This window comes from Exilibacterium tricleocarpae (assembly GCF_007004655.1).
GTDB lineage: Bacteria > Pseudomonadota > Gammaproteobacteria > Pseudomonadales > Cellvibrionaceae > Exilibacterium > Exilibacterium tricleocarpae.
On the sequence record NZ_ML660099.1, the window covers coordinates 98,826 to 114,809 of the forward strand.

The following is a 15,984-nucleotide window of genomic DNA, read 5'->3' on the forward strand; positions in this document are numbered from 1 at the left end:
AACCCCGCCGTCGCTCGACTGTGCTATTTGTAGCGCTCAGGGTAGAGAATCTTTAGCAGAAACGTCGGCGTCAAACGCTTGATGCGCTTGATCCAATGCACCGGCAGTCGACTGACCAGCACATCGATCGCGGTACCCAGGCGGCCGATGGCGGAATGGTGGTTGTAACTGTCGTTATAAGTCAGGTCCTGCAGACGTAAATCAAGCTCAAAGAGCTGGTTGATCTCGGCAAGCACCCGCTCCGGTTGTGTTTTGAAGTCTTCATACTGAACCACGATATGCGGCACATTCATCGCTGTTACTGTTTTTTCCGCCTGCGCGAGGTGGCGGCGAATGCGCTCGTAGGTTTCCTGTCTGTGCGCCTCGGTTTGTTCACGCCACTTTACGCGAACAAAACTCTGATAGATGGCTTCCGGGTCCCGCTTTAGCAAAATCACGGCAGTAGAGTCCGGGTTTAACAGCGGCCACCAGAAGCCAAGCGTGTAACACAGACGCGGGTCTTTCCAGACCCACGGAGAATTTTTATTGTAAGAGGCGACAAAGTTTCTGTGGGCATCGGTCGGCTCCAGCGCCGCAATGCTATCTGCCTGAGCGGGTGAAATCGGGTCGTACATCCATGTATTGTCGTGGGGAAAACCCACGGCGGAGAAGAGTTTCGCGTTTTCCTGGATCAGCGTTTCCGATTCCCAATAGCCACCGGGATTGTAGGCGTCGGCCGGACGCAGGTCTTCATTTTCATCTTCAGTGACGAAGTAGCCTTTTTTGGTAAAGATTGACGAGGTCATACTCGTCCCTGAGCGCGCCACCCCGACAATAATTGCATTTTTTGGCATGTTATTCCCCATCGCAATCGCTGATCGAATAAGTATAGGCCGCCATCCGTGCGGCAAACGCAGTGCTGTCGCTACTTCTCAAACAGATAGATAAACCTGTCGGTGTTCTTATGCACGGCTTTATTCCATATGTTGACATCATAGTTGTCGTTGGGGTTGCGCAACACATCGAGAGAGCCGAGAAAAGTGAAGCCCGCCTGTTCGATATCAGTTTTCGCGTAGTGTTCATCAATGCGATGCAGCTTCGGTGTGGTGGAAATGCCCGAGCCTGGTTTACCGGCATGGTCGATAATCAGCAATTTACCGCCCTCTTTCAACGCCCCCAACAGCTGCGGGAAAAACTCCTCCCGCGAGGTCATGATCGTCGGGTCGTCACGGGGCACATAGATATCGTGGTAGCTCAAGCCGATAAAGATCATATCGACCTGCTCTGGCAGCTTGAGGTCGGCAAACTCAGAATCGAGTCTTACCACATTGGGTAACCTGTCTTTGGCGAGCCGCTTTTCCAGCTCTTCGGTGGAAAAGCGCAAAAACAGGGAATTATTCTGCAAATACACCTGTCCGCTGGGGCCGACAATATGACTCAGGATTTCCGTGTAGTAACCCCCGCCGCCCAACAGATCCACCACCCGCATTCCCGGTTCGAGTTGGGCGAACGCCAGCACCTGATCCGGCTTGCGGGCCTCGTCGCGGGCCCGATCGCTGCGCCAGCGATCGGAGTCGTAAACCGCTTTTTCATAGCGGTTCATATCGTCGGGGTTAGGTATATTTTCCGTGCAGCCGACTAAAAACAGCAATCCGTATTGAAACAATCTCCTGATGCTTCTCATCGCTCCCCCCTCAGGCAACCGTGGAAAATGTTGGCAAACCATAAATCGTTTTACACAATCTTAAGCAATTTCAAATAACAGCGGGCTTTCTGCTTTGGCTGGGCTATAGCTTGACTTAAAACCTGATTTACACCCTGATTTACAACCTGGTTTATTCACAGATAATGACCGGAGTTTACCTCGCCCACCCGCGGCGCACCTCCCGCCCCAACCATCCCGGCCAAACCATCCCGGCCAAACCATCCCGGCCCTTGAGGCCAGAGCTTTATGATACAGTATTTCCCGGGGGCTATCACAGTTTGTGCCCCCCTGGAATTGATTCGTTGGAGGCAGAATCGGACCTGGACCCCGCTACCATTTAGAGGTTTATTCCGCCGGCAAATTTGCATAAAATATGCCCTCAATTCCGGCGCTGCACCGCCAGCCACCCGACGTCACGGAAGCGGACTACCCATGATTACGCTAGTACAGCAGTATTTTTCAGAATCGGCCAGGCGGTTTCCGAAAAAAGTTGCCGTAAGCTGTGACACCGAATCCGACACTTTCAGCAACATTGATCAGTTTTCGGACTCACTGGCCCATCGATTCAAGGAGTCGGGTGTCAAGCGAGGTCAATTCGTGCCGTTTTTTATGGCCAAGAGCGTCAATTCCATAAAAGCTATCCTCGGTATCCTGAAAAGTGACTGCGCCTATGTGCCGATTGATATCAAATCCCCGGCCAATCGCCTGAACGCTATTCTCGAAACTATCGATAGCAACATCATACTGGTAGACAACCTGGGCCGAGACCTGATCAATAAGTATATCGCGGCTCAGGCCTTACAACCTCTGGGTTCCATCGAGGTGTTCAACATCGAACAGTTTGCGCCCTTCGAATGCCCGCCCGTGGTATACAAAAACCTGTCAATCGATATCGCCTATGTGCTGTTCACCTCGGGTTCCACCGGCACCCCAAAAGGGGTGATGATACCCCACAAGGCCATTATCGATTACATCGAGTGGTGTGTGGAAACCTATACCCTCACCGGCGAGGATGTCATCGCCAATCACGCCCCGCTGTATTTCGATAATTCCACTTTTGACCTCTATACCGCCTTTAAAGTGGGAGCCAGCCTGCATCTGGTGCACGAAGAACTCAATACCGTCTTGCCTCGCATCATAAAATGGCTGCAGCAAAGGGAGGTTTCAACCTTTTTTTGCGTACCTTCGGTACTCACGCTGCTGGCCAAGTCCCGCCGCCTGAAGCCGGACAGCTTTCCGCACCTGCGCCACGTCATCTGCGCCGGTGAAGTGTTGCCGCCGAAAACGCTCAGACAGTGGATGCAACTCTATCCCCATATACAGTTCACCAATATGTACGGTCCCACAGAGATCACCGTCGACTGTACCTACCACATCATTACCGACATGCCGGCAGAGGATCAACTCGCCATACCGATCGGCAAAGCGCGCAATAATATGGAATTGTTTGTACGGGAAGACAACGGCAACCTCAGCCAAACCCCAGGGGCAAAGGGTGAACTGCTGGTACGGGGAACATCAGTCGCTTACGGCTATCTCGGCGACAGCGTTCGCACGGCGGCAAGCTTTATTCAAAACCCCCAACACAGCCTGTACCCGGATCCGCTTTACACTACCGGCGATCTCGTCGAGATCGATGCTGCCGGGGAAATGCTGTTTCTCGGGCGCATCGACAATCAAATTAAATATCTGGGGCACCGGATTGAACTTGGGGAAATCGAATCTGTCCTGGCCACACTCGACTCAGTGGCAGAGTGCGTAGTGGTTTTTGATGCAGAAGCCCCCGAGATCGGGGCGCTGGTTGCCCTCGAGACAGGCGCCAGCGTCGATAATTTTAACAACACTCTCACTGCGGTGTTGCCGGGATATATGATTCCGACACGCATTGTAGAACACGCGGGTGACTTCCCCCGTACGGCCAACGGAAAATATGACCGAAAAGCAACCCACAAGCTCGTTTTTGGAACGTCCTGATCTGCCGGCGCATCTGTCGTCGCAAGGCTGGTAACTCACATTTAGCGGGCACAGAGAGTATAAATTGAATATTCAACCCCTCACCATCGCGGAGTTTCGCGACTTCCGGGCGCAGTGGAATACCCTGCTGGAAAACTCGGCTGCCGATCCGCTGTTTCTCTCTTGGGAGTGGATGTACAACTGGTGGCTTATCTTCGGCAACCAGCCCCGCGATGAGCTGTTTATTCTAACCGCCCGCGATGCGGCCGGCGAACTGATTGGCCTGGCACCGCTCTATGTACAAACGCGCCCGCTGTTTAACGGTATGCTGAGGTCGCGGCGCCTGCAGTTTCTCGGCAGCAGTTGTCTGGGAGTGCCGGGCTTTCGCACCGAGAATATGCAGCTTATTTCCAGACAGGGGCAGGAAGAGACGGTGGTCCGGGCGCTGTTGGATTTCACCTTTCAACACCGGCATTTCGATGAATGCATGTTCAGCGACCTCGACCAGAGCAGTTGCACTTACCGTCTGCTCACCGGCAATTTGCAAAACTACAAGTGCCTGCCGCGAACGCAGAGCATCAGCACCACTTATGAAATCGACTGCGATCGGGATTTCCAGGGCTTTGTCGCCGCCCTGGGAAAAAATACTCGCCTAAAAGCATTTAACCGGCGCAAAGTCCTCGAAGAGCAAGGTGAAATAGCGCTCTCGGCGGTCGCATCCGACAGCATCGAGAAGGTATTTACCCCATTTGCAACCTTCTACAAACAACGCTGGGGGCAAAGTGCCCACCATGACAAACAACAGGCTTTTTTAACAGCGCTGGCTGCCGCGGGAAGAATAAGCACAGGAGGGCTGTTACTCACGGTCGACGGCAAAGCGATTGCCTGTACGATAGACGCGATTTACGCCGACACCGTCTACAATATACAAACCGGTTTTATCGACGGTTACCACAAGAAAATCTCCCTGGGCACCTTGATGTTGGGCTACGCAGTGGAGCAGTACTGTTCGCAGGCCGCCATAAAAAACTACGACTTACTGGCCGGCACGGGGAAAAACAGCAATTATAAAGAACGCCTTGCCGCGCCCGGCAAACAGTTGGAGAGCCTGCAGTTAATTCGGGCAAACTATTTGAAATTTATTTATCGCAGCAAAGACTTTTTATTTTCCATCAAACGGAAATTAAAAGGCTAAAAACGCTGTTCAAATGCCAGCCCCACAATAGACTCTTCGTACTCGCTTTCAGGGTCCCGTGATGACAGCTCCTCATAGCGGAAGAATACCTGTGCACTGGTTTCGGCACTAAAGTCATAGCCGAACCGAAGTTCGTATCTGTCGCGCTCCTGGTCTTGGGCGAGCAGCGGATTGTCAAACTGTTGGTCCGAGCGGCTGACAGAAAAGTTCATCCGCGCGAACCTCGAAATGCGGTAGCCCAGCCCAATAGAACCAAACGTCTCGGAATTATCCTGCAGGGAGTCCTCTGCATAGGCTTCGTCGTTGTAGCGCAGTGATGCCCTGAGATCGCACCGTTCACAGACTATGGGTGTCGACCATTCCACTTCCAGTGAACTCAACTCGTATCGATCGAAAGAGTCCGCCGTGCCGTCGCCACCGGTCAGGCCGTCAACCAGGTTCTGGTCGGCATTGCCGATCGAGGTGTCGGTAATGCGTCGCTCACCGCGCAGGTTGATCCGGTGCACGCCGGTCTCATAAGTCAGGTCCAGCGTATAGATCGGACCATCGACGTCGTCACCCTGATCGGCCGATGACTGAATATACCCGACCCCGATACTGTAACTGAGCCTGCGCAACTGCGCGCTGTAGGTAAACACGGCGGAGTCGTATTCATAGTCAAAGCCGTCGACTTCCTTGAATTCAGTATCGCTGGAGCGCAGCGACAGGGAAAACTGATCCAGGCTCGACAGGCGATGTTGCCAGTCGAGCATGACGCCGGTTTGTTCGGAATCCCTCTCTTCGTTAAAGCGGTAGGAAATATCGGACACTGTGGCATCGAGCCTGAGCGTGTCTACCGGGGATACCCTGAACTGCAGTCCCGGTACCGCCGTCAGTATTGATCTTTCGTCCAGATTGGCCAGCAAATTACGATCCTGCCGGCGGTTCAAGACCCGCCTTCTGGAGTGTGATACCGATACGTGGAAAGGATTGTCAGCGCTAAAGTATCGAACAAAGGCTTCGCCGTCGAGGCTGCTGCGATCTTCCTGGGTATCTTCACTAAACCGCGCCTCACTGGCGGTGTAGTCGACCGAGTACTCCACATCCCCTTGCAGATGTTCGAATTCAACGGCGATATCGTAATTGTCCTGGCGTTCGCTGGTGCCGTCTCGCGCAGCCCGTTCACCGTTGTCGGTAAACTCCGTGCGCAAACCCACTGTCACGTCAACGTCGACAGCGCTGACACCTCCCCCATAACACAGCGCAACGACTGCCGCACCGGTCATCGCACGCCGAGGAACCCTCTTCAAACATCTTTGCGCAGACACAACCGTTTAAATCCCCGTTATTTACTGAAAACCAACCCGGCCATGCGATCCTTACCCAGTGCATCAACACCGGCCAGCACCTCGGACATCACGACTTTGCCAAACGGCACCGTCAGCACCGAGGCATCGCAGTACTGTGACAGCACGCGCGTCTCCGAGCGACTGACAGACGGCGCACCAATAATAGTGTATCGGTCTTCATAGCGGTTTTTTATATCGTCGATGAACTGGCGCATTCGCTTCGAGTTAAAGTACTCCGAGGCCCTTTCTTTGGAAAAGCCGATCGGCACGACCCGCAATCGAGGCAGGCCGGTGGCATAAATAATATCATCGACCCGCAGTTTTTCATTGACGAGAAAGTCCGTCAGCCCCGCCTCAGAACCGGATGGCAGTAACTTATCCATCTGCGGGGAGTCCCCCAGGCTGCAATCGATATACAGTGCCGTTTTCCTTTCGTCCAGGGCAAAGGAGGCGGCCAGATTCACCGCCGTAGAGTTTCCCTCTGTGTGTTCGCCGACACAGGACACCAATACCACCAGGTTGTTGGAGGGATATTTCAACAGCAGTCGGTTGCGGATTTCCCGAAAGGCCGTCAGTACCTCCCTGTCGCGCATGCCCGGGTATATGATCTTCCTTTCCAACAACTCGTCGGAGGACCACATGACCACCTGATTCATATCATCGATATTACTCGCCGGCACACTGGTGGGTTGGCCGACGAGTTTTACTGTACCTAACTTTTCGTCTTTCATTCGCAAACCTATAAGGCACCCATGAGTCTGGCAAATACCACACCCGAGTACACCAGGATAGTGAGAAAACAAATAGCGCCCAGGAACACGACATCGCCTTTCAACACTCGCTTGGCAAAAGGCGTATTGATATGAGGAATCACCCCTAGCACCTCGATATCAGACTTAAACTGCGACATCAGTAAACTCGCCGATCTGATCCTCGGGTCCAGCATGACGTAGGCGACGACCAAACCCAGCGGCAACAACAAGCCGATAATGGGACCGGCGATCACGAAGTGCAAAAACCTCAACCCCGACGGCACCAGCGGAAACACCGCCGGCTCCTGCAGTTTGTAAGTGACGCCCTGCCCCTCGACATCGAGCGTCATCGACAGGCGCGCACTCTCTTTGCGCTCCAGCATTTCTTCATAGACCTGGCGTGTCACATCGTAATCACGGGTCAGATCTGTCAGCTCCGCCTGTTTGGCGGCGACCCGCCCGGCCCGGTCGTATTCCTCCTCGAGCAGCCGATTCAGTGACTGCAACCGCCGCCGCTGGGTGCGCAGGTCGACATCGGTGGTGGAAAGCTGTTTGCGCAGCTCTTCATACAGCGGGTTTTCAGCCTGCTCGCGCCCCCCCTGCACAATACCCTCGCGCTCCTGGATAATGGAGATTTCCAACTCCAGCCCGGCGATTTGATCTTTGATGGAAACGATATCGGGGTAGGTATCTTTATAGTTCAGTCGCAGCGCATCCAACTGCGCCTGCAGGGTCGACATGCGGTCTCGAATTTCATCGACCTTGCCCCGGGTCGCCTGGTATTTCGACTCCGACTGCAACTGTTGTTCGACCGAGCGGCGACGCGCCTCAGTCTCCTCCATATCGAGCTTTTGCTCTTCAATATCGGTTCTCAACTGGGAAATTCTCGATGCCACGCCGGACTCGGTGCCATCCAGATTGCCCGCCTGGAACTCTTTTAGCCTTTGCTCCGCCGCCTCGAGCTGCTCTTTGTAGGATTTGACCTGAGCGTCAATAAAGGTGAAGGCATTGTAACTTTCTTCTCTTTTACGCAGAGAGGCGTCTTCGATAAAAACGTTGACCACATGGTTTAGCGTCTCGTAAGACACCCCGGGCTTGGGATGTTTATATGTCAGCCTGAAATAATTTTTCGCTTCATTTTTGACTTGAATGCCTGAGCGCAGCCCGTTGATGATACCTTCCTGCCGATCAACCGGCGTATCTTCGTTAATAAGATTGGCCCGCTCGGCCACTTTCAGCAGCAGGCGCCGGGTGTATATGCTTTCTTTCGCATGCTGGGACTGGTTGATATCGGTGACTTCCGCCCGCCCCCTGAGCAGGGGCGCGATGATATTCGAGACATCGGCATGCAACAGCGCACTGGTTTCGTAGGACTTGGGCCAAAACAGGCCCAACGTCAAAATCACAAATGAAATGACGACAAACAGCCCAACCACCCAGGCCTTCAGGTTTATCAGTTCCCTGAGGCCGGCCTCGATAAGGTCTCGATAATAATTTGCACTCATGAGTCAATCACCGTTAGAAGCTGCGCTCCGGTACGATAATAATATCCGACGGCGCCAGATCGAAGTTGGTTTCGATACGCCCTTTCTTCAGGATATCTTCCAGGTAGATGGGATACACTTTCACTGAACCGTGCACTTTGCGATACAGTTTGGTTTTATTGGCAGCGGCAAATTCATTGGTACCGCCGGCGAGCAACACCAAATCCAAAACCGTCATACCATCGCGGTAGGAAGTGGACAACGCCGATTGCACGGCACCGGTTATCCTGACGCGGTGCTGGAAATCCGAGCTACTGGCGTTGGTCACTATAACCGTGACCTGCGGGTTGCGGATAAAGCCGGAGAGCTGTTTGGCGACGGTTTTGGACAGGCCCTCGGTGGTCTGCCCGGCGGCCAATACGTCGCCCACCAGCGGCATGGAGACCTTGCCGTCCGGGCGCACCGGCACACTCAGGGAGAGATCGTTGTTCTTCCACACATTGATGTTGAGCTGATCACCCACCCCGATTTTGTATTCGTTCAAGGCGACCGCGTTGCCCCTCTCCGGGGTGTCGACACTGGGCGATACACCGGCACAGCCGCTCACTATCAGTGTCGATACCAAAGACAGAATTGAAACCAGCTTCTTCATTGTCAGTTTTCCTTTTACTTCACTCAACATTTCACTTTAAACAGTCGTGACTGCAGGGGTCCATCATTGCCGGAGCACTCAATGCACCCCTTTGCCAATCAAGATCACTTCCACCGTTTGGATAAGAATCAGCAGATCCATCAGGAAGCTGTGGTTCTTCGAATAATAGAGGTCATAACGCAGCTTATGCCTCGCGTCCTCCGTGGACGCCCCGTAAGGGTATTTCAACTGGGCCCAGCCCATCAGACCCGGCTTCACCCGGTGACGGGCATCGTAGAACGGAATCTGCTCGATCAGCTCCGACACGAACTGCGGCCGCTCCGGCCGGGGCCCGACAAAACTCATATCGCCGCGCAACACATTATAGAGCTGCGGCAGCTCGTCCAGCCGGGTGTTGCGAATAAACGCACCCACCCGCGTCACCCGGGAGTCATTTCGCTGTGCCCAGATGGCCTTGCCTTCTTTCTCGGCGTCCTGGCGCATGCTGCGAAATTTGTAGATCCGAAACACGCGCCCGTTTAACCCGACCCGCTCCTGCGAATAGAGCAGTGGCCGGCCGGTCTCCAGATAGACCGCCGCGGCCGCCAACAGCATAAACGGCCATGATATCAACAATAATAAGACACTAATAACAACGTCAAACAACCGCTTGCCGTAGTCTCGCATACGCGAATGCCGAAAACCGTCGGTAAACAGCATCCACCCCGGGTGCAGCAAATCAATTTCAATTTTTACCAACTCCCGTTCGTAGAACGAAATAGCGTCGGTAACCTTTACACCATCGAGTTTACAATCCAGCAATTCATCGAGCGGGAAGCTGCCGCCTTTGCTGCGGCGGCGCTCATCCGGGGCCACCACTATCTCGCTAATGTGATGTTTATGCACGAAATCGAGCCAATTGTCGGGGAAAGGGATGAGATATTTGCCATCCACCATACTGGACTCCCGTTCACCGACCAGGCAACCGACGACATCTACACCCAGGCCGTTGCGCTCTGCCGCGATACTGTCCAGCAACTGTTGTGCCAACCTGCCACTCCCGTAAATCAGCACGCGGCGCTTCAGTTTCTTGATATCCACCAGTTGAAAGAAGACCCAGCGCGACAGCAGCACCAGCCCGATGCCCACCATCACCGCCCAGAACAGCACCCCGCGACCGAGAAAAAAATACGGGAACAGGTAATAAAGGACCGTCAGCGCCACGCCCCCGAGCAGGCAATAGCTGACCACGGTGCGCAGCGCCATGCTCACAAAGCCTTCCCGATACCTGGCGAGATACACACCCATCGCCAGCGTGCAGCAGCTCATGACCGCGGCAAACATCAGCCCCCGCTCCAGCAGGCCATCGACCGCCACCAGCCCCTCAAAGTTAAAACCGAACCTGAGCCCCGATGCCAGATAGACCGCGACGATCAACAGTCCAAACTCGACCAGGCCCAGAATCAGATATTGAATGTGAAAATAGTGATTGAAAATACGGACGTGGGACAATGCGCTTAATTCCCCTAGACTATGCTTCTTATTTCCCCTCCCACAGGAGCCGGTGAAGTATTACACCTGGGGCTCCTGTGGCCGGATCTGTTAAAATCCCGGTTTAACGGCGACAAGTGCGTAATTTTCAATCACTTTGTCTTCCATTGCAAAGATAATCGTTAACAATAATGCTACATTAATCAACATTCTGACACACAGATTGCAACCTAGCAGGAGTAACTTTCAGAAAATGCTGCCTTCTCAACCTTCCCTTGCGGTGATAGGCCAGGGTTACGTGGGCCTGCCGCTGGCCGTGGAATTTGGTAAACAGCTTCCCACCCTGGGCTTTGACATCAACCGCGAACGCATCGCCGAGCTGGACAGCGGCACGGATTCCACCCTGGAAATCAGCCCAGAGGAATTGGCGGATACCCCCCATCTGTCCTTCAGCGCCGATGAGGAGACGCTGAAAGCCGCCGATATCTATATCGTGACTGTACCCACTCCCATCGATGCCAGTATGCAGCCGGACCTGACACCGCTGGAGAAAGCCTCGGAACTGATCGGCCGGGTCATCGACAACGGCAATGTGGTGATCTTCGAATCCACCGTATACCCGGGCTGTACCGAGGAGGTCTGCGTGCCGCTGATCGAAAAGATTTCAGGGCTGACGTTTAATCGCGACTTTTATGCCGGTTACAGTCCCGAGCGTATCAACCCGGGCGACAAAGAACACCGGGTGCACAATATCGTCAAGGTCACCTCCGGGTCGACGCCGGAGGTCGCTGACTATATCGACCAGCTCTACCGTCGCATCGTAACGGTCGGCACTCACAAAGCCAGCAGTATCAAAGTCGCCGAAGCCGCCAAAGTCATTGAGAATACCCAACGGGATATCAATATCGCCCTGATCAACGAACTGGCGCTCATCTTCAACCGGCTCGATATCGACACCCTGGAAGTGCTGGAAGCCGCCGGCAGCAAGTGGAACTTTCTACCGTTTCGTCCCGGTCTGGTCGGCGGTCACTGCATCAGTGTCGACCCTTACTACCTCACCCACAAGGCCCAGCAAATCGGCTATCACCCGGAGGTGATCCTGGCGGGCCGCCGTATCAATGACGGTATGGGCAAATACGTGGCGGACACGGTGATCAAATTAATGACCCGCAGGCGTACCCATGTGGTGGGCGCCAATATTCTGGTAATGGGATTGGCGTTCAAGGAAAACTGCCCGGACCTGCGCAATACCCGGGTGATCGATATCGTCAGCGAGTTGCACAACTACAACGCCAACCTGCACGTCCACGACCCCTGGGTCGACAAAGATGAAGCCCGCGAGCACTATGGCATCGAACTGATCGAGACTCCGCTGCCGCAACATTACGAGGCCATTATTCTCTGTGTCGGCCACCAGCAGTTCCGGCAACTGGGCGCCGCCGAAATCCGCAAATACGGCAAGGACAACAGCGTCCTTTTCGACGTCAAGCATATACTCGACAAGGACGCGGTAGACGCCAGGCTTTAGGGGATCACCATATCCACGGCCCGGAACAGCGCCCGGGCCTTGTTCATGGTCTCTTTCCACTCCAGGTCCGGCACCGAGTCGGCGACGATGCCGCCGCCGGCCTGCAGATAAAGCAGCCCCTCTTTGATCACCGCCGTGCGAATGGCGATGGCGGTGTCCATCACACCGTTCCAGCCCAGGTAGCCCACCGCACCGCCGTATATACCGCGTTTTTCGGTTTCCAGTTCATCGATGATCTCCATCGCCCGGATCTTCGGCGCCCCGGACAGGGTGCCGGCCGGCAGCGTCGCCCGCAGCACATCCATGGCGGTGAGCCCCGAACGCAACCGTCCGGTAATATTGGAGGTGATATGCATGACGTGGGAGTAGCGCTCCACCACCATTTTTTCGGTGAGTTGCACACTGCCGATCTCGCTGACCCGTCCCACATCATTGCGGCCCAGGTCGATCAGCATCAGGTGCTCGGCCAGCTCCTTGGGATCGCTGACCAGCTCGCGTTCCAGCGCCTCGTCCTCCTCAGCGCTGTAGCCGCGCCGGCGGGTACCGGCAATAGGCCTGACGGTAACGACCCCCTCCTCCAGGCGCGCCAGAATTTCGGGACTGGAACCGACCACCTGGTGATCATCCAGATCGAGAAAATACATATAAGGAGAGGGGTTGAGGCAGCGCAGCGCCCGATAGAGGTTAATGGGCTCGGCGGCAAACGGCAGTGAAAGCCGCTGGGAAGGCACCACCTGCATGATATCACCCGCCAGCGCATACTCCTTGATATGCGCCACCGCCGCCTTGTAGCCCGCCTCCCCCATATGAGAGCGAAACCGGGTCTCGGCGTGGCCGCTGGTCTGCAACTGCATCGGTGGCAGCGCCGGCACCGGTTGCTGTAACTGAGCCTCGAGCCGATCGAGACGGTCGCAGGCGGCCCGATAGGCATCGGCAGCGGCCGGATCGGCGTGCACCACCAGAATCAACTTGCCCGCCACGTTGTCGAATACCAGCACCTCATCCGACACCATCAGCAGGATATCGGGATTACCCAGGGTGTCCGCCGGCATCGACGCCCGCAAGCGAGGCTCCACGTAGCGCACGCAATCGTAACCGAAGTATCCCACCAGGCCGCCGTTGAAGCGGGGCAGCCCCGCCAGCTCCGGCACCCGGTAGCGCCCCTGAAACGCCTCCACGAACGCCAGCGGGTCGGCGCAATCGTGGGTCTCCTGCAGCTCGCCGTCGCAGCGGATTTCCACCCGCTCGCCGAACACTTTCAACACCAGCCGGGCCGGCAGGCCGAGGATCGAGTAACGGCCCCACTTCTCGCCGCCCTGCATCGACTCCAGCAGGTAGGAATAAGGCCCGCGGGCCAGTTTCAGATAGCTCGACAGCGGCGTGTCCAGGTCGGCCAGTACCTCGCGCATAATCGGTATGCGGTTGTAGCCCTGTTGCGCGAGGGCGGTAAACTGTTCGGGTGTCATCGGTCTTCCTTCATAAAGTTAGGCGCCCGGGGGCATTCAGCAAGAGACGGAGAAACAGAGAGGGAAACGGCTGCCGCCTGGCGGCCGGGAACGCTAGAGACGCCATCGCCAACGAACCGCGGCAGCGGCCCGGAAGGCGGACACATTAAGGGAGGGAGTCGCTACTTTCATAGGTCGCTAGTTTACTGAATTCGCCCGCTGCTGCCTATCTTTCTGCCGCGCTTGGTATGAACGGCGCTCTGGGAATAACAGCCGGAAGTCTAATAGCTCTGGCTCATGCTTTCGTGCCAATTAACCGGTCTACCTCTGGATAGGACTTTCAGAAACACGGGCTAGGCGCCCCCCCCTCAACCCGTCCCTGGGGGCTTCGCGACAGCATCCCTGCAGTCGAGAGTTTCTGAAAGTCGTATCCAGAGGTAGACCTACCCTCAGTATTTTTAATCAATATCGATAAAGGGAGAGTGAGGGCCAATAAATTGTATGAATCCTCTTAGTTAGTGGCATTACTGACAGCCCCGGTGAGGGCGCTTACTGCGCCGCCAACTGCTCGCGCATGGCCGCAATGGCCGCACGGTAATCGCCGGCGCCAAAAATGGCGGAACCGGCCACAAAGGTGTCGGCGCCGGCAGCGGCGATGGCGCCGATATTCTCTGCCGTCACCCCACCGTCCACCTCCAGGCGCACGGGCCGGCCGCAGGCATCGATCAGCGCGCGCGCCTCGCGCAGCTTGTCCAGCGTATAGGGGATAAACTTCTGGCCGCCGAAACCGGGATTGACCGACATCAACAGCAGCATATCCAGTTGCTCCAACACATACTTTACCGGCTCCAACCCCACGGCCGGGTTGAGCACCAGGCCGGCCTGGCAACCGGCATCCTTAATTAATTGCAGCGAGCGGTCGATATGTTTGGAAGCCTCCGGATGGAATGTAATAAAGCTGGCCCCGGCATCGGCAAACTGGCCGATCAGGGCATCCACCGGCTCCACCATCAGGTGCACATCGATAGGCGCGGTAATGCCGTAATCGCGCAGCGCCTTGCACACCATGGGGCCGATGGTGAGGTTGGGAACGTAGTGGTTGTCCATAACGTCGAAGTGAACAATATCGGCCCCGGCGGCGAGCACCGCATCGACCTCTTCCCCGAGACGGGCGAAGTCGGCGGACAGAATAGACGGAGCGATTTTATAGTCTTGCATAGGGGTATCCATGGTTAATACTGAGGTTAGCGCCAGCAGACGGGGATTGTACTGGAGATAACATGCACACCCAACGCCTATCCAACCCTTTCGGTCACTGGCGCTGCTGGATTGCCGCCGCCGTACTGTCCCTCAGCCCGGCAACAGCCCAGGAGACTGAACCGGGGCCAGCCGCAACCGACCCGCCGCCGGCATCACAAGCCGGCGGCGAGCCCGCGGCGCAGTCCCGGCCGGGTCCGGCGATGCGCTATATGCAGCTGCTCGCGGCCGGATTGCCGGCGCCATCGGTGCAGTGGCTGGAAGCGGGCGGCGAGCGCTTCCTGGCCGTTTACGAGTCCGACTATACCGGCAACCCCCAGGGCGCCATTCTTATGCTGCACGCCGAGGGCCAGCACCCGGCTGCCCACGCCACTCTGGATGCTGTACGCCGGCAACTGCCGCAATACGGCTGGGCCACCCTGGCGGCGGTGCTGCCAAGCCCCGGCACGGCTCCCATACCCGCGCGTCCGCCAGCACCTGCGATGCCGGCGACTGGCGAAACAACATCGGACACTGGCCCGGGTGAGAGTGAAACCGGGGAGCGGGAGGCTGGCGAACAGGACAACAGCGGGAAAGAAACCGATGCGGCTGACGCCGAAGAGACTGCCGCCGCAGAAGGGGAACCCACCGCCGCAGCGTCTGAAAGTGACGAAATATTTGACGACAATACCGGGGAGATCAGCGATGGCCGCCAGCCGCCGGCCCCGGACGCAGAGCCCGCGAAGCCGGCAAAACCGGTAGAGCAACAGGTCGCGGAACGATTGCAGGCCGCCTTACAATTTTTGCAGGAGCAGGGTATTTTCAACGTCGTGGTGCTGGGCCACGGCGTCGGCGCCGCCCGTGCCGCCGAGTTCTACCGCCAGTCCCGGTCGCCGGCGACCGGGACTGCGCCCGACAGTGCAACGACACCGATCCGGGCACTGTTATTCGTCAACGCCCGCAACCGTATCCCGCTGACTGAGGTCGAGCTGGCGGACTGCTTCAACGACCCGGCGCTGCCGGTGCTGGACATCTATCAGGACGCCGACCCCCGCAACCGCGCCGAGGCCGAACAGCGGCGCCGGCAGGCGCGGCGCCGGGGTCTGCAGCATTTCGTCCAGTTGCGCCTGCCACGGCAGTCGGCCAGTCTCGACCGGGACCACAACCAACTCATGCGCCGTATTCGCGGCTTCCTGGCCAAGTACGCCGCCGGCATGGAAATCGGCAGGGCGGGCCAGCGCCCTTGACGCAGCTATC

13 protein-coding genes are annotated in these 15,984 nt (G+C 56.4%); 4 read left to right on the top strand and 9 right to left on the bottom strand.

Going from position 1 to position 15,984, the window contains the following annotated elements:
* Nucleotides 1-23 precede the first annotated feature (23 nt).
* Together FKG94_RS19180 and FKG94_RS19185 are read right to left on the bottom strand one after the other, a co-directional pair.
* A complete protein-coding gene (locus FKG94_RS19180; RefSeq protein WP_179957720.1) occupies nt 24-833 on the bottom strand; it encodes a sulfotransferase in 810 nt (269 codons plus the stop codon).
* A 71-nt stretch (nt 834-904) separates the two neighbouring features.
* Nucleotides 905-1,663, bottom strand: coding sequence for a class I SAM-dependent methyltransferase (locus FKG94_RS19185; RefSeq protein WP_179957721.1), 759 nt, complete (start codon nt 1,661-1,663; stop codon nt 905-907).
* A 453-nt stretch (nt 1,664-2,116) separates the two neighbouring features.
* Between FKG94_RS19185 and FKG94_RS19190 the strand changes: the two genes are divergently transcribed.
* Nucleotides 2,117-3,658, top strand: coding sequence for an amino acid adenylation domain-containing protein (locus FKG94_RS19190; RefSeq protein WP_142928549.1), 1,542 nt, complete (start codon nt 2,117-2,119; stop codon nt 3,656-3,658).
* 64 nt (nt 3,659-3,722) lie between these two features.
* Nucleotides 3,723-4,832 (top strand): GNAT family N-acetyltransferase, encoded by a 1,110-nt coding sequence (locus FKG94_RS19195; RefSeq protein ID WP_142928550.1) that lies wholly within the window; start codon nt 3,723-3,725, stop codon nt 4,830-4,832.
* Here FKG94_RS19195 and FKG94_RS19200 read toward each other — a convergent pair.
* From FKG94_RS19200 to FKG94_RS19220, 5 genes are all read right to left on the bottom strand, one after another.
* A complete protein-coding gene (locus tag FKG94_RS19200) occupies nt 4,829-6,097 on the bottom strand; it encodes a porin family protein (RefSeq protein WP_179957722.1) in 1,269 nt (422 codons plus the stop codon). The two genes, FKG94_RS19195 and FKG94_RS19200, sit on opposite strands and share 4 nt — an antisense overlap.
* Nucleotides 6,098-6,156: 59 nt before the next feature.
* Entirely contained in the window at nt 6,157-6,891 is a 735-nt protein-coding gene (locus tag FKG94_RS19205; RefSeq protein WP_142928552.1) for a P-loop NTPase family protein, read from the bottom strand.
* An 8-nt stretch (nt 6,892-6,899) separates the two neighbouring features.
* Nucleotides 6,900-8,417, bottom strand: coding sequence for an XrtA system polysaccharide chain length determinant (locus FKG94_RS19210; RefSeq protein WP_142928553.1), 1,518 nt, complete (start codon nt 8,415-8,417; stop codon nt 6,900-6,902).
* 13 nt (nt 8,418-8,430) lie between these two features.
* On the bottom strand, nt 8,431-9,048 hold the full coding sequence (locus FKG94_RS19215) for an XrtA/PEP-CTERM system exopolysaccharide export protein (RefSeq protein WP_142928554.1): 618 nt from the start codon (nt 9,046-9,048) through the stop codon (nt 8,431-8,433).
* 78 nt (nt 9,049-9,126) lie between these two features.
* Nucleotides 9,127-10,539: a TIGR03013 family XrtA/PEP-CTERM system glycosyltransferase gene (locus tag FKG94_RS19220; RefSeq protein WP_142928555.1), complete on the bottom strand. Its 1,413-nt coding sequence runs from the start codon at nt 10,537-10,539 to the stop codon at nt 9,127-9,129.
* 232 nt (nt 10,540-10,771) lie between these two features.
* Between FKG94_RS19220 and tviB the strand changes: the two genes are divergently transcribed.
* Entirely contained in the window at nt 10,772-12,046 is a 1,275-nt protein-coding gene (tviB, locus tag FKG94_RS19225; protein ID WP_142928556.1) for a Vi polysaccharide biosynthesis UDP-N-acetylglucosamine C-6 dehydrogenase TviB, read from the top strand.
* On the opposite strand, the gene trpE is transcribed toward tviB, so the two are convergent.
* Entirely contained in the window at nt 12,043-13,512 is a 1,470-nt protein-coding gene (trpE, locus tag FKG94_RS19230) for an anthranilate synthase component I (RefSeq protein WP_142928557.1), read from the bottom strand. The two genes, tviB and trpE, sit on opposite strands and share 4 nt — an antisense overlap.
* Nucleotides 13,513-14,040: 528 nt before the next feature.
* A complete protein-coding gene (rpe, locus tag FKG94_RS19235) occupies nt 14,041-14,709 on the bottom strand; it encodes a ribulose-phosphate 3-epimerase (RefSeq protein ID WP_142928558.1) in 669 nt (222 codons plus the stop codon).
* A gap of 62 nt (nt 14,710-14,771) precedes the next feature.
* On the opposite strand from rpe, the gene FKG94_RS19240 reads away from it, so the two are divergent.
* The gene (locus FKG94_RS19240) at nt 14,772-15,974 is read left to right on the top strand and encodes a DUF3530 family protein (RefSeq protein WP_142928559.1); all 1,203 of its coding nucleotides are present in this window, start codon (nt 14,772-14,774) and stop codon (nt 15,972-15,974) included.
* Nucleotides 15,975-15,984: the final 10 nt, after the last annotated feature.

Bases quoted from the DNA above. Each gene is read 5' to 3' on its own strand.
- FKG94_RS19190 (WP_142928549.1), top strand. From the start codon at position 2,117: ATGATTACGCTAGTACAGCAGTATTTTTCAGAATCGGCCAGGCGGTTT.
- FKG94_RS19180 (WP_179957720.1), bottom strand. From the start codon at position 833: ATGCCAAAAAATGCAATTATTGTCGGGGTGGCGCGCTCAGGGACGAGT.
- FKG94_RS19200 (WP_179957722.1), bottom strand. From the start codon at position 6,097: ATGACCGGTGCGGCAGTCGTTGCGCTGTGTTATGGGGGAGGTGTCAGC.
- rpe (WP_142928558.1), bottom strand. From the start codon at position 14,709: ATGCAAGACTATAAAATCGCTCCGTCTATTCTGTCCGCCGACTTCGCC.
- trpE (WP_142928557.1), bottom strand. From the start codon at position 13,512: ATGACACCCGAACAGTTTACCGCCCTCGCGCAACAGGGCTACAACCGC.
- FKG94_RS19215 (WP_142928554.1), bottom strand. From the start codon at position 9,048: ATGAAGAAGCTGGTTTCAATTCTGTCTTTGGTATCGACACTGATAGTG.
- FKG94_RS19185 (WP_179957721.1), bottom strand. From the start codon at position 1,663: ATGAGAAGCATCAGGAGATTGTTTCAATACGGATTGCTGTTTTTAGTC.
- FKG94_RS19240 (WP_142928559.1), top strand. From the start codon at position 14,772: ATGCACACCCAACGCCTATCCAACCCTTTCGGTCACTGGCGCTGCTGG.
- FKG94_RS19205 (WP_142928552.1), bottom strand. From the start codon at position 6,891: ATGAAAGACGAAAAGTTAGGTACAGTAAAACTCGTCGGCCAACCCACC.
- tviB (WP_142928556.1), top strand. From the start codon at position 10,772: ATGCTGCCTTCTCAACCTTCCCTTGCGGTGATAGGCCAGGGTTACGTG.
- FKG94_RS19210 (WP_142928553.1), bottom strand. From the start codon at position 8,417: ATGAGTGCAAATTATTATCGAGACCTTATCGAGGCCGGCCTCAGGGAA.